The organism is Chryseobacterium takakiae (genome assembly GCF_900129385.1).
Classification (GTDB): Bacteria; Bacteroidota; Bacteroidia; order Flavobacteriales; family Weeksellaceae; genus Chryseobacterium; species Chryseobacterium takakiae.
The window spans coordinates 1-23,607 of the sequence record NZ_FQVO01000019.1 but is presented as its reverse complement, the minus strand read 5'-3'; the positions used below and the strand labels follow the sequence as shown (position 1 = coordinate 23,607).

At 35.9% G+C, this 23,607-nt stretch carries 25 protein-coding genes, 1 tRNA gene and 1 pseudogene; 22 read left to right on the top strand and 5 right to left on the bottom strand.

Annotated features, from left to right (window positions below; genetic code table 11):
* The first annotated feature begins 61 nt into the window (after positions 1–61).
* The 4 genes from paaZ to BUA76_RS17810 all read left to right on the top strand — a co-directional run bounded on the left by paaZ (position 62) and on the right by BUA76_RS17810 (position 6,704).
* Positions 62–2,557, top strand: coding sequence for a phenylacetic acid degradation bifunctional protein PaaZ (gene paaZ, locus BUA76_RS17825; RefSeq protein ID WP_072886157.1), 2,496 nt, complete (start codon positions 62–64; stop codon positions 2,555–2,557).
* Between the two features lie 270 nt (positions 2,558–2,827).
* Complete coding sequence (locus tag BUA76_RS17820; RefSeq protein WP_143149941.1) at positions 2,828–3,328, top strand: XAC2610-related protein; 501 nt, start codon at positions 2,828–2,830, stop codon at positions 3,326–3,328.
* Positions 3,329–3,333: 5 nt separating this feature from the next.
* Positions 3,334–4,023 (top strand): SMUG2 DNA glycosylase family protein, encoded by a 690-nt coding sequence (locus BUA76_RS17815; RefSeq protein WP_072886153.1) that lies wholly within the window; start codon positions 3,334–3,336, stop codon positions 4,021–4,023.
* Positions 4,020–6,704, top strand: a complete 2,685-nt coding sequence (locus BUA76_RS17810; protein ID WP_072886152.1) for a DEAD/DEAH box helicase family protein — start codon at positions 4,020–4,022, stop codon at positions 6,702–6,704. Before BUA76_RS17815 ends, BUA76_RS17810 begins: the two co-directional genes overlap by 4 nt.
* A gap of 131 nt (positions 6,705–6,835) precedes the next feature.
* Here the strand turns inward: BUA76_RS17810 and BUA76_RS17805 are convergent, their stop codons facing one another.
* A complete protein-coding gene (locus BUA76_RS17805; protein WP_072886149.1) occupies positions 6,836–7,663 on the bottom strand; it encodes a T9SS type A sorting domain-containing protein in 828 nt (275 codons plus the stop codon).
* A gap of 536 nt (positions 7,664–8,199) precedes the next feature.
* On the opposite strand from BUA76_RS17805, the gene BUA76_RS17800 reads away from it, so the two are divergent.
* From BUA76_RS17800 to BUA76_RS17745, 11 genes are all read left to right on the top strand, one after another.
* The gene (locus BUA76_RS17800; RefSeq protein WP_072886147.1) at positions 8,200–8,964 is read left to right on the top strand and encodes an enoyl-CoA hydratase/isomerase family protein; all 765 of its coding nucleotides are present in this window, start codon (positions 8,200–8,202) and stop codon (positions 8,962–8,964) included.
* A 136-nt stretch (positions 8,965–9,100) separates the two neighbouring features.
* A complete protein-coding gene (locus BUA76_RS17795) occupies positions 9,101–9,718 on the top strand; it encodes a hypothetical protein (RefSeq protein ID WP_072886145.1) in 618 nt (205 codons plus the stop codon).
* Positions 9,718–10,338 (top strand): hypothetical protein, encoded by a 621-nt coding sequence (locus BUA76_RS17790; protein ID WP_072886143.1) that lies wholly within the window; start codon positions 9,718–9,720, stop codon positions 10,336–10,338. Before BUA76_RS17795 ends, BUA76_RS17790 begins: the two co-directional genes overlap by 1 nt.
* 17 nt (positions 10,339–10,355) lie before the next feature.
* Positions 10,356–10,646 (top strand): winged helix-turn-helix domain-containing protein, encoded by a 291-nt coding sequence (locus BUA76_RS17785; protein WP_072886141.1) that lies wholly within the window; start codon positions 10,356–10,358, stop codon positions 10,644–10,646.
* Between the two features lie 65 nt (positions 10,647–10,711).
* Positions 10,712–11,002 (top strand): hypothetical protein, encoded by a 291-nt coding sequence (locus BUA76_RS17780; RefSeq protein ID WP_072886140.1) that lies wholly within the window; start codon positions 10,712–10,714, stop codon positions 11,000–11,002.
* Positions 11,003–11,023: 21 nt separating this feature from the next.
* Positions 11,024–11,863 carry a metallophosphoesterase gene (locus tag BUA76_RS17775; RefSeq protein WP_072886138.1) on the top strand — a complete coding sequence of 280 codons (840 nt, stop codon included), beginning with the start codon at positions 11,024–11,026 and terminating at the stop codon, positions 11,861–11,863.
* A 324-nt stretch (positions 11,864–12,187) separates the two neighbouring features.
* Positions 12,188–12,571, top strand: coding sequence for a hypothetical protein (locus BUA76_RS17765; protein ID WP_072886136.1), 384 nt, complete (start codon positions 12,188–12,190; stop codon positions 12,569–12,571).
* Positions 12,572–12,582: 11 nt separating this feature from the next.
* Positions 12,583–13,068, top strand: coding sequence for a Coq4 family protein (locus tag BUA76_RS17760; RefSeq protein WP_072886134.1), 486 nt, complete (start codon positions 12,583–12,585; stop codon positions 13,066–13,068).
* A gap of 6 nt (positions 13,069–13,074) precedes the next feature.
* Positions 13,075–14,451, top strand: a complete 1,377-nt coding sequence (locus tag BUA76_RS17755; protein WP_072886132.1) for a DUF4153 domain-containing protein — start codon at positions 13,075–13,077, stop codon at positions 14,449–14,451.
* A 148-nt stretch (positions 14,452–14,599) separates the two neighbouring features.
* Positions 14,600–15,139: a hypothetical protein gene (locus tag BUA76_RS17750; RefSeq protein WP_072886131.1), complete on the top strand. Its 540-nt coding sequence runs from the start codon at positions 14,600–14,602 to the stop codon at positions 15,137–15,139.
* A 50-nt stretch (positions 15,140–15,189) separates the two neighbouring features.
* Positions 15,190–15,702, top strand: coding sequence for a hypothetical protein (locus BUA76_RS17745; RefSeq protein WP_072886129.1), 513 nt, complete (start codon positions 15,190–15,192; stop codon positions 15,700–15,702).
* 67 nt (positions 15,703–15,769) lie between these two features.
* Here the strand turns inward: BUA76_RS17745 and BUA76_RS17740 are convergent, their stop codons facing one another.
* The 3 genes from BUA76_RS17740 to BUA76_RS17730 are packed head-to-tail and all read right to left on the bottom strand — an operon-like array spanning position 15,770 to position 17,381.
* Entirely contained in the window at positions 15,770–16,453 is a 684-nt protein-coding gene (locus tag BUA76_RS17740) for an FKBP-type peptidyl-prolyl cis-trans isomerase (protein WP_072886128.1), read from the bottom strand.
* A gap of 26 nt (positions 16,454–16,479) precedes the next feature.
* Positions 16,480–16,929 (bottom strand): D-aminoacyl-tRNA deacylase, encoded by a 450-nt coding sequence (gene dtd / locus BUA76_RS17735; protein ID WP_072886127.1) that lies wholly within the window; start codon positions 16,927–16,929, stop codon positions 16,480–16,482.
* Positions 16,929–17,381, bottom strand: a complete 453-nt coding sequence (locus tag BUA76_RS17730; RefSeq protein WP_072886126.1) for a hypothetical protein — start codon at positions 17,379–17,381, stop codon at positions 16,929–16,931. The genes dtd and BUA76_RS17730 overlap by 1 nt, the downstream gene beginning before the upstream one ends.
* A 109-nt stretch (positions 17,382–17,490) precedes the next feature.
* Between BUA76_RS17730 and greA the strand changes: the two genes are divergently transcribed.
* The 7 genes from greA (at position 17,491) to BUA76_RS17695 (ending at position 23,347) form a co-directional block, all read left to right on the top strand.
* Complete coding sequence (gene greA / locus BUA76_RS17725; RefSeq protein ID WP_072886125.1) at positions 17,491–17,961, top strand: transcription elongation factor GreA; 471 nt, start codon at positions 17,491–17,493, stop codon at positions 17,959–17,961.
* A gap of 36 nt (positions 17,962–17,997) precedes the next feature.
* Entirely contained in the window at positions 17,998–18,387 is a 390-nt protein-coding gene (locus BUA76_RS17720; RefSeq protein WP_072886123.1) for an HIT family protein, read from the top strand.
* A 64-nt stretch (positions 18,388–18,451) separates the two neighbouring features.
* Complete coding sequence (clpX, locus tag BUA76_RS17715; RefSeq protein ID WP_072886121.1) at positions 18,452–19,639, top strand: ATP-dependent Clp protease ATP-binding subunit ClpX; 1,188 nt, start codon at positions 18,452–18,454, stop codon at positions 19,637–19,639.
* A 69-nt stretch (positions 19,640–19,708) separates the two neighbouring features.
* A complete protein-coding gene (locus BUA76_RS17710) occupies positions 19,709–21,667 on the top strand; it encodes a T9SS type A sorting domain-containing protein (protein ID WP_083573258.1) in 1,959 nt (652 codons plus the stop codon).
* Between the two features lie 5 nt (positions 21,668–21,672).
* Positions 21,673–21,882 carry a signal peptidase gene (locus tag BUA76_RS17705; RefSeq protein ID WP_072886119.1) on the top strand — a complete coding sequence of 70 codons (210 nt, stop codon included), beginning with the start codon at positions 21,673–21,675 and terminating at the stop codon, positions 21,880–21,882.
* Positions 21,883–21,942: 60 nt separating this feature from the next.
* Positions 21,943–23,229 (top strand): TlpA family protein disulfide reductase, encoded by a 1,287-nt coding sequence (locus tag BUA76_RS17700; RefSeq protein WP_072886117.1) that lies wholly within the window; start codon positions 21,943–21,945, stop codon positions 23,227–23,229.
* A gap of 44 nt (positions 23,230–23,273) precedes the next feature.
* Positions 23,274–23,347, top strand: a tRNA-Met gene (locus BUA76_RS17695).
* Between the two features lie 56 nt (positions 23,348–23,403).
* Here BUA76_RS17695 and BUA76_RS17690 read toward each other — a convergent pair.
* A pseudogene (locus tag BUA76_RS17690) lies at positions 23,404–23,607 on the bottom strand (HlyD family secretion protein); the annotation flags it as partial.

Sequence of the window (23,607 nt, the reverse complement as noted above, 5' to 3'; positions counted from 1 at the left end):
AAATTAAACCTCATAGGTTTTAAAAACCTATGAGGTTTTTGAAGAAATAGAAATTAACTATATGGAAAAATTAAAAAACTATATCTACGGTGAATGGATCGAAGGTTCCGGAAACGGAATTCCTTTGTACAATGCTGTCAATGGAGAGCAGGTAGCCATTTCCGATACGGAAGGTCTGAATTTTGAACAAGCTCTAGACTACGGAAAAACAGTAGGCTACAAAAACCTTTCATCCATGACATTCTACGATCGTGGGGAAATGTTGAAAAAAGTGGCGCTTTATCTTTTGGAAAGAAAGAAAAAATATTATGAATTATCATACAAAACAGGAGCCACGCACGTAGATTCCTGGGTGGATATTGAAGGAGGTTTTGGGACTTTTTTCACCTATTCCGGACTGGCTAAAAGAATGCTTCCGAATACCCCGTTTTGGGTGGATGGTGATACGCAGAGAATTTCGGCAAACGGAACTTTTTTAGGAACGCATATTTTAACGCCTAGTGAAGGCGTTTCCATTCAGATTAATGCGTATAACTTTCCGGTTTGGGGAATGTTGGAGAAACTTTCGACATCATTATTGGCAGGTGTTCCGTCAATTGTAAAACCGTCTCCGTTTGGTTCTTATTTAACCAATGCCGTTTTTCAGGATATGATTGAAAGCGGATTGCTTCCGGAAGGTGCGGTTCAGTTAGTTTGCGGTGAGCCGGGAAATATTCTGGATTATGTTCAGGATGGAGATTCTGTGTTGTTTACGGGCTCTGCGACGACAGGAAGGAAATTAAAATCTTTACCTTCAGTTGCAGGAAATGCGGTTCGTTTTAATATGGAAGCAGATTCTCTGAACTGTTCGATCCTGGGTTTGGATGCAAAGCCGGGAACTCCGGAATTTGATCTGTTCATCAAAGAAGTTCGTAACGAAATGACCACAAAAGCCGGGCAAAAATGTACGGCGATCCGAAGAATTGTCGTGCCTGAGAATTTGATAGGCGACGTTCAGCATGCCTTGTCTAAAGCTTTAGACCAAACAAAAATCGGGAATCCGTTAAGCAGGGAAACAAGAATGGGATCTTTGGTTGGAAAGCAGCAGTATGACGAGGTGGTTAGAAAAATCAATTTGCTGAAAGCAGAAACTGAGCTAATTTACGACGGTAAACATGATTTGGTAGATGCCGATTACGAAAACGGAGCTTTCATGAGCCCGAAACTCTTCCTGAATGACAAACCATTTGAAAAAAATATCTCTCACGATGTGGAAGCTTTCGGTCCGGTGTCTACGTTAATGCCCTACAAAGATGCCGAAGAAGCTGCGGCGTTGGCAAAAAGAGGAAAAGGAAGTCTGGTGGGTTCCATCGTTTCTTACGATAATAATTTCGTTGCTGAAACTTCATGGAAAATGGCTTCTCAGCACGGAAGAATTTTTGTGTTGAACAGAGATAGTGCGAAAGAAAGTACAGGTCACGGTTCGCCGCTTCCTACTTTAATGCACGGAGGTCCCGGAAGAGCAGGAGGTGGCGAAGAAATGGGCGGACTAAACGGTCTTCATTTCTTTCTTCAGAAAACGGCAATTCAGGGTTCCCCGGATATTTTAACGGCAATTACAAAAGTTTATCAGCAGGGCGCTGAGAAAAAATATTCAGACAAACATCCTTTCCAGAAATATTTTGAAGAAGTTGAGGTAGGAGATTCTTTGGAAACAGCAGGAAGAACGGTAACCGATGCGGACATTGTAAATTTCTCCAATGTATCGTGGGATCATTTTTATGCGCACACCGATGCAACAAGCTTAACGGGAACTATTTTTGATAAAACCGTTGCGCACGGATATTTTATCCTTTCTGCAGCGGCAGGATTGTTTGTTTCCGGGAAAAAAGGTCCGGTTATTGCCAATTATGGATTAGAAAATTGTTCGTTCTTCAAGCCGGTTTATGCGGGAGACACGATTACGGTCTATTTAACGGCAAAAGAAAAAATCAACCGAGGTGTAAAAGGAAGAAATATTCCTTCGGGAGTGGTGAAATGGCTGGTTGAGGTTGTTAATCAAAGAGATGAGATCGTTTGTGTAGCAACAATTTTAACGTTGGTGGCCAAACAGTCTCCTTTTATTGATTTAAATCTGAAAAATATTCAGAAAACTTTAAATGGTTTAACGGAATCCACTCAGCCTGGTTGGGGTAAAATGTCTCCTCAGCAGATGATCGAACATTTGGAACACGGTGTTTTGGTAAGTCTTGGCGAACCGGAAGCGGATAAATGTTTCACGCCCGAAGAGCAATTGGAAAAATGGCAGGATTCTCTGTACAACCACAGAAAGATGCCGAAAGATTTCCCGGCGCCGTTTTTAGCGGAAGATGAAAAGCTTTTGGAATTAAAGCATAAAAACCTGGAAGCAGCCAAACAGTCTTTCATGGATAACCTGAAAAGATTTATCATTTATTATAAAGAAAATCCGCAGGCTGAACATATGAATTTCGTGTTCGGGAAACTCAATAAAGAAATGTGGGAATTGATGCACCGAAAACATTTCACGCATCATTTTGAGCAGTTTGGATTGATTTAATTGAATAAATTAATAAATTTATAATCCCTTTCAGTCAATGTTCTGGAAGGGATTTTTACTATGAATTATATAAAGATTTTTTTTGCGGCTTTATTTATTACAATCATTTTTAATTCTTGCCGAAAAAATGAAAATGATGATTCATATATTTTAGATGAAAAATTTGTTGATAGTGTACATATCGGCAGACAATCAAAATCAAAAGTTGAAGTTAAAAAATTTACCAATCTAAAAACAAAAGATACATTTGTATTAGTAGTCTTTTATAATTTGAAAAAAATCTGGGTTGAATCAAAAGATGGTTATTTTCATCATTGGGAACAAACCCATTGTTACTACTTTGATAAAGATGGAATTACAGGAATTAATGCTGAAATTTCAGATTTCAATAGCGATGGTTTTAAAGATTTTACCTATCAAAGCGGAATAGCAGGAAGAGGTGGAAATACGATCCGAAAACTATTTATTTATGATCCTAAAAGCAAAGAATTCATTTATATTAGAAATTCAGATTATTATCCGAATCTTAGCTATAATTCAGACCTAAAATGTATAAATTCTTTAATTCTTACAGGGTCTACTACTACAAGTTTTCTTAGAATTAAAGGAGATTCTTTAGATGAGTTTGCGAGAGTTGATGTATCAGATACAATTGTAGTAGAAGAAAAAGATTCTTTAGGAAAATTCAGAATGATTGAAAAAAGGAAATTTACCGGAGACGATTATGATTTTTACAAAATTTTCAGAAGATATAAACCTTTAGAGTATTAAAAATAATGAAAACCTTCGCCGAACAAGTTGTTAATTTTAATCTGAAACTGAAATATAACGGAAATCTTCCCGATGACTTTAAGGTGTTGAATCCCTATCTCAATAATCCTGAAACACTTCAGGTAATGGAGAAATTTTATCAAAAATATTACAATGACAATCATCAAAGGAAATTTTTAGTTGGAATCAACCCCAGCCGTCACGGAGCCGGAGTTACCGGTGTGCCTTTCACGGATACCAAGCGTCTGGAAGGTGTTTGCGGCATAAAAATGATTTCGGCTTACACACATGAAGTTTCATCCGTATTTGTTTATGATATGATTTCAGAATATGGCGGAGCGGAAGAATTTTACAGGAATATTTACATTAATTCACCTTTTCCGCTGGCGATTGTAAGGAAATCAAAAGGAAGCTGGATTAATGCCAATTACTACGATGATAAAGCTTTGTTTAATGATGTGAAAGATTTTATGATTCATTCTTTGAAAAAACATATCAGCCTCAATCTTGATACTTCTGAAGTTTTTATCATGGGTAAGAAAAATGCCGGTTTCATTTCAAAGCTCAATCAGGAGGCTCATCTTTTTGAGAAAATGACTGTGCTGGAGCATCCACGGTATATTCAGCAATACAAATCAAAAGAAAAACAGCTGTATATTGATAAGTATATTTTAGCTTTAAAAAATACCCTATGAATTCATTTCCCAGCGGGATACAATTTAAATATAAGTGGAGAGAGTATCAGCAAAATATATTAGATCATCTTGATGAACATCTTTCCGGCAAGCATCTTCATATCGTTGCTCCGCCAGGTTCCGGTAAAACAGTTTTAGGATTGGAAATAATGTTGAGACTGAATGAGCCTGCTCTAATTATTACACCTACTTTGGCCATAAGAAGTCAATGGATACAAAGGTTTTGTGAATTATTTGTTGATGAAGGTATTATACCGGAATGGGTTTCAACGGATATCAAAAATCCCGGACTCATAACTGTAACAACATATCAGGCTATTCATACGGCATGTCATAGTAAAGTGGAAGATCTTGATAAGAAATACACATATTCAGAACCTGACATCTCGTTAATTATTGAAAAATTAAAAAAGAAAAATGTTACAACTTTTATTTTAGATGAAGCTCATCACCTGAAAAGTGCCTGGTGGAAAAGTATTACAGCTATTAAAGAAAAAATTTCACCAACTATTGTGGCATTAACGGCAACACCGCCTTTTGATGTTTCCGGACTGGAATGGGAACGATATATTCAGCTAAATGGTCCGGTGGATATTGAGATATCGGTTCCTGAGCTCATGCTGGAAGGAGATCTGTGCCCGCATCAGGATCTGGTGTATTTTGCAACTCCTGCTAAGAAAGAGAAACATACTATTGAAAGCTATTATGATGCTGCAAGAAATCTTTTTGAGGAATTAAAAACGGATAAGATTTTACTGTATGCTCTTGAAAATCATCCGGTATATGAGAATCCCGAAATGCATCTTGAATGGATTTATGATAATATTTCATCCTACACTTCAGGTTTGGTCTATCTTAGTTTCAGAGGAAAAGAAATTGCAGATATTCATTTTGAAATAGTGGGTGCCCCACGAAAAATTGTTCCGGCTTTTAATTTTTTCTGGTTGGAAAAATTATTGTGTTTTTACCTTTTTACTTTTGATGATTATTTTAACAGTTTTAAGGAGCACCGTACCCATCTTGAAAGCAGGTTGAAAAGAAACGGATTTCTTGAAAATAAAACCATAAGTTTTTTCAATAATAAAAATCTGAACAAGCTTTTTAATTTGAGTACGGGAAAGCTTCAGGGAATAAAAAATATTGTCGATTTTGAATATTCTGTACTGAAAGATGATCTGAAAATGGTTATCCTTACCGACTTTATCAAAAAAGAATTTTTAACAGATGAAAACCAAAATAACTTTGAACCCGATAAAATAGGAGCAGTTCCTATTTTTGAAATGCTCCGAAGAGAAAAATCAGATCATAGAAAAGTAGGAGTTCTTACCGGAAGTATTGTTATTATCCCTAAAAGCTCAGAAGAAATATTCAAAACTTTATGTCTTAAAAAAAACCTGACATCTGTTTCAGCTACAGAACTTTCTTATGATCATGAATATCTTTTAATCACAATTTCAGAGGCAGTTAGACATGCTGTTGTTGAAATTGTAACAGAAATATTCCAGTCCGGAGAAATCCATGTACTTATAGGTACAAAATCGCTTTTGGGAGAAGGATGGGATGCTCCGAAAATGAATACTCTTATTCTCGCAAGTTTTGTAAGTTCATTTGTGCTTTCCAACCAGATGAGAGGCAGAGTGATCAGAACGGATAAAGATACACCTCATAAAACAGGAAACATCTGGCATTTGGTCTGTTTTGATGATAAAAGCGAAAATGGCGGATATGATTTTGATATTCTGAAAAAGAGATTTAAAACGTTTACCGGAATTTCCAACATTCAGGATCCTACAATTGAGAACAATTTTGAGCGGTTAAACATAAAAATTCATGAACAAAAAAGAGATTTTGATATAATGAATCTCCAGACTTTTATAACTGCCAAAGACCGTGAAAGGCTTTCCAAACAATGGAGTATTGCTTTAGACAAAGGAAGTTTTCTTATAGAGGAAATAAAAATTCCTGAAAACAAAGTGCGGAAAAGCAAAGAGATGAAACTGGGGTATCTGAAAAAGATGATTGGCTATTTTTCTGGGATTATGTTTTCTGTTTTTTTTACCTTTCTTTATGAAGTGGTTTCGGAAGTCGTAAAATCATATGATGATATCCATTCTTTGCAGGGGCTTTTCAAAGCTTTCCTTGTTGCCGGTATTTTGGGGATTTTTACTTTTGGAAGTAAATTCATAAAAGCAGCAAGACAGTATTTTAAATATAAGAATATTGCAAAACATCTGGAATTAATTGGAAACGTAGTTTTAAAAGCCCTTATCCATGAAAATATTATTAAAACTCCTGCCGGGAAACTAAAAATTGTAAGTTCAGCTGATATTTATAAAAATCCTGGTTGCTATTTACAGGGGGGAAGCGCACATGAAAAATCAATATTTATATCGGTATTGCAGGAACTCATTTCGCAGAATGATAATCCCAGATATTTATTAAAACAGGAAAACAGTTTTTTATTCATCAAACAGGATCTGTATTTTGCTGTTCCGGAAGTTTTTGGAAAGAATAAAAAGAGCGCAGAATTTTTTCGGAAAATATGGAATGAAACTTTTGATAAAACGGATCTTATCTTTACCAGAACAACAGCAGGAAGAAAAATATTACTAAGGCTCAGGTTTCAAAATTTAATAGATGGCAATGCCAGAATAGAGCATGTTTATAAATGGACAAAGTAAGATTTATTGTAAACCTTAAAAAGAAATCCCCCGAATTTTCGGGGGATTAATCACACTTATGCATTAGAACCGTCACACAAACAATAAGTTATTTACCAGTAGTTATGGTTATTAGTTTGATGATAAATATCTTATTGTTTAATAATTTTGTAAGCTTCTGAAGCAGATTTTACCATATAAACTCCTCTTGGAAGTTCTGTAATATCTGTCTGGTTTACTCCTTTTTTAGCTTCAATCGTTTTAACCAGCTGTCCTGCTTCGCTGTAGATGTCAAATTTTGTATTCTCCGCAGCTTTTATTGTAAGAGGCCCGTTTGTTGGATTTGGATAGATGTTTGTTTCTTTTTTAGAAGATTTTACTTCATTAGCTGCCAATACAATTCCGCTGTCTTTCACCCATGTAAAAGCATCAAATTTAAGATACTGGAAGTTCCCTCCGGCAGTAATCTGCAGCTGATCGATTACCAGGTTGCTGTAATTCTGGCCGTTCAGGTTGGTCATGTCTATTAAAGTGAAACCATTAGTAACAGCGGTCGTTGAATTAAACCCTACGGTTTTGGTTTGTGTAAATTTCGTTACTCCGGACAGTTTTCCTGTGATGGTAATCGTACCCGCAACGCCCAATGTACCATTAGCAGCAGCCGCAGTTATCCAGAATCTGTTTACCTTAAACAGGTTCGAAGTTGTTTTAATGCTGAATGATGTTCCCGCAGATTGGTTTCCTGTCCCGGAATTATCAATAAACCTGTTGTCGATAGAAGTTCCGTTCCATCCCGCAGTAGGATTAGCTCCTGATACTTTATAAGTATTTACGACAGACAGAATATTGAAGATTACTCCATTATCCGTGAAGCTTGAACTCCCGTTGGATTCTGTTTCAAATTGTTCTGTACTGGTTTGCCCGAATGTAAGCATTGAAACAAATAGACCGCAAAGGGTAGAAAGTAAAGTACTTTTCATAATTTTAAATTTAAGGTTGATATGTATTTTAGTTGGTAAATATTATTTATTATTGGAGCTGACCATAAAGGTATATTGTGTATATATCACATTGTCGGGAAGTTGAATTCGTGTGGTTTTGAAATTCCCATGAATTTTTGTTTATGGTTATTATTTTTTCAATTTAATTTCCTACTCTCTCCAGGCTTTTCGGTTTCCGCCTTTTATTTCAATAAATACTCTGTTGAGAGTTCAAATTAACAACAATAGGGTGTTTTTCTATAGAGTAAAAAATACCAAATTGTACATTACGTATTTCTACGGTTAATGTAGAAGTGTTCAATTTTCGGCAAAAATAAATAATTTATTGATTACTTTTTATAATGTGGTACCTGTATAATCTCATCTTTATTTTATCAATTATATATTAATTAATAGTATAGGATAACAATTAGCTATAATCAATTCACTTAGAAAATATGCTTAGATTTTATAAAGTTATTTTCCCCAAACACTTTGTATTTAGTATTTTTGCTTTTATCCAATACATTTAAAAAATGAGCGAATTTGTAGTATCTGAACTTAAAAACAATATTGCCGAAATTACCTTCGGAACCCCGAAAAGCAATTCTCTTCCCGGAGCAATCCTTGAAAAACTGGCACAGACCATTCTTGAAGAAGGAGCAAAAGATGAAGTAAAAGCCATTCTTATTAAAAGTGAAGGCAGTAAAGCGTTCTGTGCAGGAGCAAGCTTTGACGAATTGCTTGAAATTGAAGAACTGGAAAAATCCACAAAGTTTTTTGGAGGTTTTGCCAAAGTTCTCAATGCGATGCGGAACTGCGGAAAAATTGTAGTGGTAAGAGTGCAGGGAAAAACAACCGGTGGCGGAGTAGGTATTGCCTGCGGAGCAGATTATTGTTTTGCGGTAAAAGATGCTGCCTTAGCTTTAACGGAAATCAATTTAGGAATCGGACCTTTTGTAATCGGACCTTATGTAGAAAGAAAAATAGGGAAGTCACAATTTTCAGCGATGGCTATTGATGCAGATTTCAGATCGGCAGAATGGGCAGAACAGCATAATATTTACCATTCCGTTTCGGAAAGTATCGAAGAAATGGATGCAAAGCTGGAGAAATTCCTTCAGACATTAGCGTCAAGAAGCAGCGATGCTTTGGCATTGATCAAAAAAGTTTCGTGGGAAGGAACCGATCATTTTAATGAGCTGATGCCGGCAAGAATTCATATGAGTGCCAGTCTGATCCTGGAAGATTCTGCAAAGAAAAATATTGAAGCTATTAAAGAAAGACTGAGAGCGAAATAGCTGTATTTTATAAAAAAGAATATGCCGCCGGACAGTCCGGCGGTTTTTTTACGCCTGAATTTCTGATGACAAATAATTGTAAAAAAGTTTTGCAGAATAAAAATAAATTTTAACTTTGTAATTCAAAGTTCTTTTTATGGAATCAAAAAACTATCACGAAGACTTATCTCACATTCGCTCTATGATGGAGCGTTCTTCACGGTTTATTTCTTTAAGCGGTTTATCCGGAGTTGTGGCAGGATTGGCTGCCCTTGCCGGTGCGGTATATGTTTACTTTGTATTTCAGAGAGAAGGAATTGATTATTTTGATGGAAAAAGAAATGTTTTCGGGCCTGCTCTGGTGAAAGAACTGGTGACAATTGGCATTGTAATTCTGGTAGTTGCGCTTCTCAGCGGATATATTTTTACCGCGAATAAAAGCAAAAGAAAAGGATTAAAGATCTGGGATGCCACTACAAAAAGACTTTTAATTACCTTTGCAATTCCTTTGGTAACGGGAGGCTTCTTTTGTCTTGCATTACTTTATCATCATCTTTTTGTATTCATTGCTCCGGCAACATTGCTTTTCTACGGACTGGCTCTGGTAAGTGCGGAAAGATATACGTTAACGGATATAAAATATTTAGGATATTGCCACATTATTTTGGGATTGATTTCTTTGTTCTTTTTAGGATGGGGACTGCTGTTCTGGGCGATTGGATTTGGTGCTCTGCATATTGTGTATGGATTGATTATGCATAAGAAGTATAAATAATGGGTATAGGTGTTTCTATAATTTTATTCATTATAGCAATTGGTGTTTTAAGCTTTATTCTTGGGATTATAGGAAGTTTAATTACATGCTTTTTAGTAAAAAAGAAAAGAAGGAGGAAAATATTGTTTGCATTCATTGTCCCATTTTTAGGACTTTATACTATATATTTTTGTGGAATTATCGGATCAGTAATTGTTTCGGAAATTAAAAAGGTAGATGCCGGAATAGGCGATGCATGGTATGTACCTTTAAAAAATAGTCGCCAGCTATTGTTTATTGATTTTCCAAAAGAAGGATATATAAGCAATGAAGAAACCGGACAATTATTAGTTTCAGATATTATTGAAATTGAGGAAAAAGGTGATGCCATTTTTGGAAAGATTTCTGATAACGAATATTTTTACTACAACATCCAAACAGATGAGATTAAAAAGTTTGATAATGAAAGTGAACTTATTGAAATAAATTTTGGCGAAAAATTGAGATTAACTAATGCATACGAATTTTATTTAACAAAGTATAAAGATATCGCGGGAAACTGGTTTGTAATGGTTGGATTTATCTCCCTTACTATTAGTCTACTCGTACTGTATACAACAAAAAAAATAATGGGTATTTAAACTCCGGAAATTAATATATGATAAATATAAATCAACTCAATAAGGAATTTGAAAGCCGGGTAAGATTGGGCATCATGTCTGTTCTTATGGTCAACGACTGGGTTGATTTCTCTGAAATGAAAAGCCTGCTTGAAATAACCGACGGAAACCTGGCAAGCCACAGCAACGCCTTAGAAAAATCCGGTTATATTGAAGTGAAAAAAGAATTCGTCGGAAAGAAACCGAAAACATCATACCGCGTAACACAGAGTGGAAGGGAAGCTTTTACCGAACATATTAATGCGTTGGAAAAATTATTAGGGAAATAAGAATAAATTTTTTTGAATTTTAACTTTGAAATACAAAGTACTTTTAATAATTAAAAATAAAAATTATGACTTTAGAAAAACAAAAAACAGCCATCATCTTCGCAGTGCCTGCTTTACTGATGATCACAGCTTTTCTCGGAAATCTTTTTGTAGAAGGCTGGAACTGGTCGCCTTTCGATTTTGCGATTGCTGCAGTTTTACTGTTCGGGACTGCTTTCTTTATTAATCTGGTTATCCGGTCAAAAAAGCCATTGCTTACGAAGCTGATGATCTGCTTCATTATTTTATTGCTTCTGGCTTTGGTGTGGATCGAGCTGGCTGTGGGAATTTTCGGAACTCCGTTCGCGGGAAGTTAATTTTTCAAACCTGAAATACAGATGAACCGGAAAACATTTTTGAAAAAACTTTTTCAGCTCTCCATCGCCGGAACTGTGCCTTTTCTTTATTCATGGCAGATTGAACCATTTTGGCTGGAATTTGTAGAACGTAAACTTCCGATTAAAAATTTACCACAACATCTTGAAGGAAAAATTCTGATGCAGATTTCCGATCTTCATGTTGGAACCCGCTTCGACTGGAATTTCATTATTGATTCTTTTCAGAAAGCTAAAAAATACAATCCGGATTTTGTAGTCTACACGGGAGATTTTGTCAATCACGGAGGAAGTGCAGAAACGGAAGACCTTAAAAAAGTAATGAAGCATGCTGTGTTGGGAAATCTGGCAACATTCGGGATTCTGGGAAATCATGATTATGGAAAAGACTGGCAGGATCTTCGGTCGTCCGACAATATCTGCAATATTCTGGAAGGTTCCGGAATCACAATGCTGAATAATGCGCAACAGGAAAGCAACGGCTTGAATTTTATCGGTTTCGAAGATTTATGGTCGCCCAATTTTGCACCGCAGAAAGTGATGAAAGATTATGATCCTTCTAAGGCGAATATTATTCTCTGTCATAATCCCGATGCCTGTGATAAAGACATCTGGAATGGTTATCAGGGTTGGATTCTTAGCGGGCATACTCATGGAGGACAATGCAGAATTCCCGGAGTCATTACGCCTCTGCTTCCTGTGAAAAACAGAAAATATATTTGCGGAGAAATTGATCTTGAAGATGGAAGAATGCTTTACATCAACCGCGCTTTAGGACATTCTTTTCAGGTTCGTTTTATGGTGCGCCCGGAAATTACGGTTTTTACTTTAATACAAGCTTAAATTTAATGATGAAAAATAAAGATATTATTACAGTGGGGAAGATTACCTTTTGGCTCTTCTTTATATTGGGGAACATTTGTCTTTTAGGATATATGATTACTAAAATTGAAGCTTTTGCTTCCTATGGATTTATTCTCTTATTGTTTGCGACTCCGGTTAATTTAGTAGTAATTACGATCCTAATTATTTATGGATTTATTTACAAGTTATATCTAAAAGAATGTATGAAGGCATCATTAATCATTTGCATCAACATTCCCGTTGCTATTCTGTATTTCTATGTAGGAATTTTCCTAATGGATTTTAATTCTTAAAAATTACAATATGAGTTCATCAAACCTTACAAAATCTCAAATCAGAGAATGGTGGAGTGATAAGAGATATCTTTATAATCTAGGATTAATCTTATGCGGAATTATTGCATTTATTTTTTACGTTATTGTGGGCGTAAATTTTATAATGCCTTATGATGAAGAGTTTGAAATTACATTATTTACTATTGCTTTTCAAGGAATAGGATATTTAATAATGATTGTTATTGCAAATTTATTTTATTCTTTAGGTGTTACGGAAGATCTTAATAACAATAAAGAAAACACCGATAACTTTCGAAAAAATCTATTTAATCTTGGCTTTTGGTTTTCCGTTTCATTGCCATTTCTATCCCCACTTTGGCTTCTTATATCCTACTTTTTAGAATTTTATTAAATACATCTACTATGAAAAAAATACGCGTCAAATTTCTTCTATTCGTCTATAATAAAACCCAGAAACTCTACAGGAAATATTTTAAGAAAAAGAAAAGGCAATGGCAGTTTACTGAAAAGCAGCTGCTGGAATTTCAGGAAGATTCTTTAGGTAGGAAACTGGGAGAATTTTATAAAAAACACGGATTTACAATGATTCCTAAAATGGAAAATCACGATGTTCATCATCTCATTACAGGCTGCGGAACCAATTTCGAGGATGAAATTGCCATGCAGTTCCTGTTGTTGGGAAACGGAAAACTAAATGCCCATCTTTTGGCAGCTATTGTTTTGGGAAGCATCATCTTACCGGAATATTATAAAATCTATATAAAAGCGTATAAAAAAGGACAAAACATGCGGCCGTTTCACCAATGGGATTTCGAAGCCCTTCTTTGGCAGAATTTTGAACATCTGAAAGATTTTATTCAGCAAAAAAACATAACCGTTCTATACTAACTAACTATGAAAACACATCACTATATATTTCTTACGACACTGCTTTTTGTCATTGTATTTTATGACCAGAATGTAGGTCTTAACCTCGGAATTATCGGAATTATTTATGCCGTGCTTACACTTTTCAGAACACCCGAAAAGAACAAAACCAAAACGTTTATTTTTCTTTTCATAACAAGTGTTCTTTCAAGTATTGCCTTCGCCTGGTACGGAGATTTTCCTTCATTTTTAGCCGTGGCGACTTCGCTTTTATTATTAGGCTATCGCTCAAGAAACCGGAGAATGAAGATTGTTATGTTAGTCCCCGTGTTCGTGACCAATTGCTTTACGGCAATTTTCAGGATCCTGAATTTCGATACATGGCTCCCGAAAAGGGATGTCTCCGGATTGTGGCAGAAGACACTGGCATTTGTAATAATTCCTTTAATTCTGATCTCTGTCTTCTTCGGAATTTACTCCGCAGGAAGCGATCATTTTGCCAATTTATTTACGAATATTGAGCTTGATCTCAATTTCTGGCAGCTTTTGGCGATGGTTGTTTTAGGATTTTTCATTGCATTCAATTACTGGAATTTTGCGGTTGAACGGTTTATCTATAAAAGCAACCGATTGTTGGATAACAATTTTGGAGAAAAAGATAGAATCCATAAAGCGACGTATTCCTTTCTTGATCTGGATGCCGAAAGAATGAGCGGTGTTATTTCTTTATTTGCACTAAATATTTTATTGGTATTCTTTATCATTACCTACAATTATGAACAGTTTTACGAATCGGTGAAAAATCCGGTGAAACTTTCCGAAGAAACACATGAAAGAGTGAATGCCGTAATCATGTCGATTATTATGTCGATTGTGGTGATTATGTTTTACTTTAAATCAAGCTTCAATTTTGATCCGAAAGCCGGTCCATTGAAAATGTTAGCCAAAATCTGGATTGTCCTGAATGCCATTCTTATTATTTCTACAATGATTAAGAACTCGGAATACATTATCAATTATGGGTTTACCTACAAAAGGCTGGGTGTGTATGCATTTTTAATTTTAGCGTTGATCGGGTTATTGACCACATTTATCAAAATTCAGAAACAAAAAAGAAACATTTTTCTTTTCAACACGATGGCCTGGTATATTTACGGAGTAATTCTGGTTTGCAGTTACATCAACTGGGGCGGAATCATTACTTCCGAAAATATGAAGCGTAAAGATTTTGCTCTAAACTACCATAAAACTCAAATTAATTTCAGCGAAAAACAATTATTAAAATTTGCGGAAGAGAGAAATGATAATGCGTTGAAATCTGAAATTTTAAATTTAGAACGGGTGAAATTTCAGCAGAATGAAACATTTCTTTCTAAAGTTCTCTATTACCAAAGTTTAAAATAAGGCAATCTACGGCTAAACCTCACAGGTTGTCGAAAACCTGTGAGGTTTGCATTTAAAGAAATAGAAAATAAAATGCAATGGAACAATTTTCGCTTCCCAATAAACTTTAAAAAAGGCCGCAGGCTTTTACAATTCAAAAATAGATATTATGAAAAAATTATTTTTGCTGATTCCTCTTGTTATATTTTCATGCAAAAAAGAGTCATCTGTCACCGAAACACAAAATACAGATTCATTGCCTTCCGTTCAGCAGCCGGCTACAACTGTAAAAACTGATTCTGCCGAATTAAAAATGAAAGATTCTGTCATCAATAATGCTCCGAAAACGAAGGAAGTTTTGCGTACCGGCGTTATGAGGGATGTGAAGGACGGACAGATTATCAGAACTGTTGATGCTGAACAGTTTCCGCTCACTCTGGGAGAGGAATTTACAAAAGACGGGCAGGAATTTATTCTTAAAATTATCAATTTCGATCAGCCGAAAATCAATGCAAAGATTTCTACGAAAGAAAAGGATTTTAATATCAGATTTAACCAGATAAAATTGCCGAATGGCGATTACGATGGCCCTTTCGGGCGTGACCTTACATACGATATTAAAGAGAAAGGTGAAGTCTGGCTCATTATCGGAAAAAGCAATATGGCTTCAGGAAATACAAAAGGTAGTTTCACGGTGAGCTTAGAGTGATTTAATAATTTGGTATAGTTTCTGCTTCCAACACTTTAAAATTTATCATTATGAAAAATATCATTTTGACAGCGGCAGTAGCCTCAATAGCTTTGGTAAGCTGCGGCACCGTGCAGTCGTTGGTTCAGAATACATTTCCTTATACAGCTAATGTTTTGATTTCAACCGGCGTTCCTGCAAATAAAGAAGTTTCTTCTACTGCCACGGCATCTAATGTTCAGACCTGGTTCGGGGGGAATAACAATGCCAAAATAAAAGATGTAAGAATTTCCGATGCGAAGGTTTCTGTTGTAACACCTTCAGGAGGAAACTTGAGTGCATTTAAATCAATTAAAGTCTATATCTCATCCAGCGGAACGGGTGAAAGACTGGTTGCTTCAAGAACAAATATTTCCACAGATGCATCAAGTCTTACGCTGGATCTGGAAAACTCAGGCTTTTTGGATGAAGTTGTAAAGAGCACCGGGGTTACCGTAAGAACCGTATATGAGCTGAAAAATCAGACAAGTTCAGATATGAACCTAAGGATAGCACTTAATTTCAGCAGTATTCCTGCGAATTAATTTTATAAAAGTTTATTTAGAAAAAACGTCTTTCAGCGTTGAAAGACGTTTTTATATGGTAAAAGATTTATTTAAAATCCACCAGATCAACATCAAAAATAAGTGTTGCTCCCGGAGGGATCACACCACCAGCTCCGTTATCTCCATAAGCAAGATCAGATGGAATATAAAACCTGTATTTTGCTCCCTTCGACATCAGCTGAATTCCTTCTGTCCATCCTTTGATCACTCCGGAAAGGTTCAGCTCAATGGGTTGTCCGCCGTTTTTATCCGTAGAATCGAATACGGTTCCATCCATCAATTTGCCGGTGTAGGTTACGGTCGCTGTACTGGTTGCTGTTGGTTTTGTTTTTCCGTCACCTTCTTTCAGAACTTCGTATTGCAGGCCACTTGCCGTGGTTTTAATATTCTTGTTCAGCTTGTTTTTAGCTAAAAAATCAGCGCCTTTCTTCTTGTTCTCTTCCGCTTTTAATTTAGCTTCAGCCTGTTTTTTTTCATTTTGCTTCTGCATAAAATTTTGCATGAAAGTCGCCATTTCTTCTTTAGGAAATAAGCTTGCCTTGTCTCCGAAAGCATCTTTGAATCCCTGCGCCAATAACTCAGGATCTGCCGGAAAGCCCTGTTTTTTCATATTTTCGGCAATGTCTCTTCCAATGTAATAAGAAGCTTTTTGCTCATCAGTATACGATTTCTGAGCAAGTGCAAGATGTGTTCCTGCTAAAAGAACTAACGTAAATAATGTTTTTTTCATTGATTTTAAAAATATTTTCTGCGAATTTAAGCTTTTGTAACGGAATCCATAACAATTGTTACAGGTCCGTCATTAATTAATGAAACTTTCATGTCGGCACCGAAGATTCCACTTTCGGTTTTCAGTCCGGATTTTGAGATTTCCTGTTTAAAATAATCGAAAAGCGGAATCGCTTTATCCGGCTTCGCCGCTTTAATGAAAGATGGACGGTTTCCTTTCTTGTAATCGGCAATCAGGGTAAACTGACTGATACACAGTATTTCACCGCTAACGTCCTGTACGGAAAGATTGAGTTTTCCATCTTCATCCCCGAAAATCCTTAAATTGAGTATTTTCTGAACGAGCCAGTCTGCATCGGTTTCCGTATCGTTTTCATCAATGCCTACTAAAAGCATTAACCCATTTCCGATTTCACCTACAATTTTTCCGTCTACTTTTACATGAGATTCTGATACTCTTTGAATAACTGCTTTCATTAGTAAGTAATACTTAAAATTTTCCCCGAAGGATCATAATTATAAAGATAGGTTTTAGGCTGTACATTGGAGACGGCAGTAGGCTGGCCTGTTAATAAAATCCATTGCGCATTGTCTTTCGGGCAGACGATTCTGATATTATCCTGAACTTCCAGAGTGGTATTGCTGTCGGGGCAGATGTGCGGAGCATTACGGTCATATACTTTAAAGGTGGTATCAGAAGCTCTTACAATGATCAGTCCTCTTGTTCCGGATTGCTGCTCATTGATGTAAACCCATCCGCCAACCTGGTTCAGCGGGTAATAGGCAGGAAGATTAAGATTAAGCGTTACATTAATCGGGTTATTCGGAAAGCAACTTACAGTGTCTTCCGTGCTGCCACAGGATTTTATTGCTAAATTACTGAAAATCAATAATGTGATTAAAGATAATATTGAAAAAGTTTTTTTCATTTCAATTTAAATTTTTATATATTTGTAGAAATTAAACGATTACAACTCGAAAACATTGTCCGGCAAATGTCGGATTATTTTTTTATACTAAAACTAAATTTTGAAAATTATGGCAAGCTATGTTACAAAGGAGGGATTAGACAAAATGAAAGCTGAGCTGGAACAGTTGGAAACTGTGGAAAGGCCTAAAATCACCCAACAGATTGCAGAAGCAAGAGACAAGGGAGATCTGTCTGAAAATGCAGAGTATGATGCCGCGAAAGAAGCCCAGGGAATGCTTGAAATGAGAATTTCTAAGCTGAAAGATGTTATTGCTACTTCCAAGATCATAGACGAAAGTCAGCTGGACACTTCAAAAGTTTCTATTCTTACCACAGTAAGATTGATGAATAATGCCACTAAAAAAGAGCAGGTATTTACTTTGGTTCCTGATAATGAAAGTGATCTTAAAGCCGGAAAAATTTCTGTAAATACCCCAATTGCAAAAGGACTTTTAGGGAAAGCTGTTGGAGAAACTGCGGACATTACGCTTCCTAACGGAAACAAACTTTCTTTTGAGGTATTAGAAATTACCCTTTAATCAGTACAGAAAAAAAACAATCTCAAACACTAAGAAATGAGTACAATATTCACAAAGATCATCAATGGCGAAATTCCCTCTTACAAAATTGCCGAAAATGAAAACTATATTGCTTTTCTGGATGCAATGCCTTTGGTAAAAGGACATACTTTAGTAGTTCCCAAAAAAGAAGTGGACCTTATCTTTGATCTGGAAAGTGAAGAATATAAAAACCTTTGGGGTTTTGCTCAGGAAGTTGCCAAAAAAATTAAAACGGCAATACCTTGTGTACGGGTAGGAGTGGCAGTGGTGGGACTTGAAGTTCCGCATGCCCATATTCATCTTATTCCTCTGAATAAGGTGGAAGATATGAATTTCAGAAATGAAAGGCTTAAATTAACAAACGAAGAGTACACTGAGATTCAGGACTCGATCATTAATTCCTAAAAAAAGAATAAACTCGTAACTTTTTACGGGTTTATTTAATCTATACATATATTTATATATACTAATGAATTCAAACCAGTGTTCTTTCTGCGGAAGAAAGAGAAATGAAGTGCAGATGCTGATTTCCGGTCAGAATGGTTTTATTTGTGAAAACTGTATCGAGCAGGCACATGCAATTGTGAAAGACAGTTCGGTAAAAACAGGATTTTCCCCGGCTGAAAATATAGAAGAATTAAAAAAGCCTAAAGAAATCAAGGAATTTCTCGATCAATACGTGATAGGGCAGGACCAGGCAAAAAAGCAATTGTCGATCGCTGTTTACAACCATTATAAAAGATTACTTCACGCTCAGGATGAAAACCGCGAAGTTGAGCTTGAAAAATCCAACATCATCATGATTGGTGAAACCGGAACCGGAAAAACTTTATTGGCTAAAACCATAGCGCGGGAACTGAATGTTCCGTTCTGTATCGTAGATGCTACCATCTTAACAGAAGCAGGATATGTGGGCGAGGACGTTGAAAGTATTCTTTCAAGATTGCTGATGGTAGCAGATTATGATGTAGAAAAAGCGGAAAGAGGCATCGTTTTTATTGATGAAATAGATAAGATCGCAAGAAAATCTGATAATCCGAGCATTACAAGAGATGTTTCCGGAGAAGGGGTACAGCAGGGATTGCTTAAGCTTTTGGAAGGAAGCATTGTAAACGTACCGCCACAGGGAGGAAGAAAACACCCGGATCAGAAATATATTCAGGTAAATACACAGAATATTTTGTTCATTGCAGGAGGCGCATTTGACGGGATTAAAGAAATTATCGAGCGCAGAATGAATAAACAGGCTATTGGTTTCAGTGCTGAAAAAATCAATAATACGAATGAAGATGAATACATTTTAACAAACATCAATGCTATTGATCTCCGTTCTTTCGGATTAATTCCTGAACTTCTGGGAAGATTCCCTATTATTACCTACCTGGATAAATTGACAAAAGAAACAATGGTAAGGATTATGAAGGAACCTAAAAACTCAATCGTTAACCAGTTTGTAGAGCTTTTCAAAATGGATGGTACCAAGCTTGTGTTTACAGATAGTGCCATTGAAAAAATCGTAGAGGAAACTATTGAGAAAGGTTTAGGAGCAAGAGGATTGAGAGGAACTACTGAAAAAGTTCTTGAAGATCATATGTTTTCTATTGGTGAAGAAAAAGAAATAACCTTAACTGAGGACAATATTTTTGTAAAAAATTAAAATATTTTTGTTTTTAATTAAAAAAAATATACCTTTGTAGGTATATTAACACACAAATAACTACATACAGTGAGAAAAAATTTATTTGCTATTGGTCTATTAGCAGCTGCTTATTCTGTTCAGGCGCAGAATATTCTGGTACACATAGATGATACAGCTATTACCTATGTTAGTGATGGTACTTTATTATATTCCGGAGGCGGGTTCCAAACAAGAGGCTCCGGTATAATTGATGTTCATGGCAACATCATGATTGACGGCGTATCCGGTGATGGTCTCAAAACTATTACTACCGGAGGAGCCAATAAAACAAACGGCGGAAATATTGTATTAAGACTGAATGATCCTAATACATACGCATCTTCTACTTATGGTCAGCTTTACATTAACGGACTATCTCAATCTGATATTACAGGTATTGTTACCAAAGAGTTTCGCACAGATAGGCATGGAAACAGCAATAATTATTTCCAGCAAATTGCCATGCCGTTTTTCGGTAAGGCTTTAAGTAGTCTATCGACGGAATTTGGTAAAACATTTAATACCAGCAGGTATGATAATCCTATTTTGAAGCATGATAATACCAATGTAGTGTCGGTTCACTATACCAATTTATCATCCACAACAAGTGATCCTACCGGGTATTATATGTTGAAATCAAAGAATAACGATTTAAATGCCAGTACACCACCCGTTTCACTTCCCACGATTGCACCAACTCCTACTGGATCTGTTTTTACGATTCATGGACAGCCTTATTCTAATCTTGCTGCTCCATTAACATTACAAAACGGAGGTAATGTAAACTTTGGTACTAACGGTACGAATAAAAACATGTACAATGAGCAGTATAATAGCTACCTTGCAGATTCTTTTGAAGGTACGACAACGCCTTGGGCCGGAACTTTTGGTAAGAATTTCTACCAGTTTGGTAATCCGTTTCTTACAAATATAGACTTATCCAGAATAGGCTATAATGAAAGTGCAAGTGTAACAGACGGAAATGCTGTGTCCAATATATGGGGTATTGAATATAATCCGGGCACAGTTGTTACGCTGCCTTCCGGTTCTACTTATTCCACAGGCTTTCTTGTGCAGACATTTCATCCTACAGGAATTCCGGTAGGGGATACAGGTCTTATTATTAAGCCTATGCAGACTTTCAAAATGAAACTCAGAGACAATTCTCCGCAGACCCTAAACTTTAATACATTAAGAAGATTTAGCGGTACTGTAAGAGCGGCATCAACCGATTATAGTGTGGTAGCAGCCAAAACAAACTCCAATGGAACTGTAAAGCAGCTTGGTGTTATCGGGCTGGATGCAAATGGCAAAGAAGTAGCAAGAACCTATTATGTGGTATCTGCTTCTTCACTTACAGGCCATCAGTCATCAATAGCCACAACGGTTCAGGCTTCCGCAGGTAAAAATATGATCGGAACTTTTGAAGAAGCTATAAATGGCGGATATGATAATAATTATTTAAACTACTGGTTATACATTAATGAAGCGAATGAAAGTAATTTCAAAGGTAAAAATGTAAAGCTTGTTAATTATTATACAGATATTGTAAAATCTTACAAATTTGAAATTAAAGAAAATGCCGAACCGGTATCGGGTGGTGTTCATGCACTGTCTTCGGGTATAGGATTCTACTACAAGGCACCAAACGGAACTGTACAACAGGCAAAACAGGGTGATGTCATTCCTGTAACGGGAGCTGAATATGATCTGTACTATGGTGAGCCAAGTAATATTGTTTTAGCAGTAAATGAAACAGCAACATCTCCAAAAACACTGGTAATCTATGATCCGGCAATAGCAAATTACTTTGTAAGATTTGATCCGAATTGGAAAAAAGCGGATATAGAAGTTTATGATATGAGCGGTAAATTAGTTATCTCTAGAAAGGCAGTAGATGCATCACGCGATTTTGTAATAGAATTAGATGGGAAAATTAAAAACTCATATGTTGTTAAAGTGGTGTCTGAAAAAGGAGAGGTTGTTAACACAAAAATATTAAAATAGAAAATATGAAAACTATAAATAAACTGACCCTAGCTTTTTTTCTGTTAACCGCTTTCCTTGTGAGTGCTCAGCCACCCAGCCCAGGATCAGGTAATGGGTCAAATGGAACTGGTGCTCCGGCTTCACCGGTTGATATGTATCTGTATATACTGGCTGTTGTTGCTATCATCTTAATAGTACGTTTCAGCAAAAAATATATACCTAAGAAAATATAATTTTTATTAAAATAATATTAAACTCCCTGATTACTCGGAGAGTTTTTTTATTTTTACTTTATGAAAAAGATTTTTACAATAGCAGCTATTTTAGCTGCATTTTCATTACAGGCTCAGTTTACCGTTACCATTCAGGCTCCCGCCGACTTCAAAGATCAGGATGCCATCTTATATACCCTAAACGGATCCAAAGACATCATTTTTTCTAAAGAAAAAAGTAAAAATCATACCTGGACTTTTCAATATCCTAAAAATTATATGGGAATGATGAAGGTTTATTTTCCGGGATCAAATAATACATTCAATTTTATTTCTGAAAATAAAAATGTAAAGGTAAAATTGGAGACCCAAGCTAATAAAATTAAAGATATTATTTATCTTGATGAAGCGAACGATCTTATGAGCAAACAGCAGGAAGGTTCTCAGAAAAAAGAACTAATACTTCCGGCATTGACGCAGATTAAAGAATATTATAAAGACAATACAGAATTCGGAAAGGCACTTAAAACCGAAATCAGCAGACTTAGCGGAGGCTCGGAAGGTATTGATCAGGCTCAGCATCCTTTCATTTATTATTACAATACCAATTACAACAAATTTCTTTCTAATGATGCTTCTAAAAAAGTGAGTCAGGATGATATCATTAATTTCATCGATAAATCAAATGATATGCTTGAAACCTCGTCTTTACTGAGACCGGTTTTGGTTTCGTATCTCAATACAGGTGGAAATACTAATGTAAGCACATCTGTAGATAAACTTCTTGACAGGCTAAAAGTAGAAACTCCCAGAGGACAAACTGTTCTTTCTGAGTTGATTGACATTTTTGATGTTTATGACATGCAGGATTTTAAAACCAAATATCTTGGACTTGCTAAGAATCTTAAGTGTACAATTACAGACCGATTGGCATCTACCATAAAATCTAATGCCAACGTCGAAATTGGAGCAGTTTTTCCTAATTACACTTTTCAGGCACCGTTTAATACTAATGCCAAAACACTTCATGATATAAAAGCGGATAATAAAGTAGTGATATTCTGGTCATCAACATGTTCTCATTGTGAAAGTGAGCTGCCGCAACTATTGGCAAAATATAATGAGTTGAAAGCAAGAAATATTCAGATTGTCGGCTTATCATTGGACGTAGATAAAGATTCATATACTAAAAAAATCAGCGCATTTCCGTGGGTGAATGACTCTGAATTAAGAGGATGGAACAGCAGTTATGCAGATACCTATAATGTTCATGCTACACCAACATATTTTATTTTGGATGCTAACAATAAGATAATCAATAAACCAGAGCATGTAGGCGATGTTTTGGAATATTTTAAATTAAAATAATTTTGGTTAGTTGTAAATATTTTCTATATTTGCACCACCAAAACGGCGAGGTAGCTCAGTTGGTTAGAGCGCAGGATTCATAACCCTGAGGTCACGGGTTCAATTCCCGTCTTCGCTACAAAAAACCGAAACAGCAATGTTTCGGTTTTTATTTTTTTAATACTTTTTCAATCCTTAACTCTGATACCCCAATAATTTCCTGATTTGGTAGAAAAACCTTTCAATAAGTCTGAGGTCTTGTGTTACGATTTCGGCATTTCCTTTTAGTTCTTTATCGAAGGTAAGGGTTTTATTATAGGAAGTTTTCAGGCCTTTAGGGAGTGCTACATCAACGTAGTAGTTTCCTTCTTTGTCTGGAGAGAGGGAGATGTTCTGGAC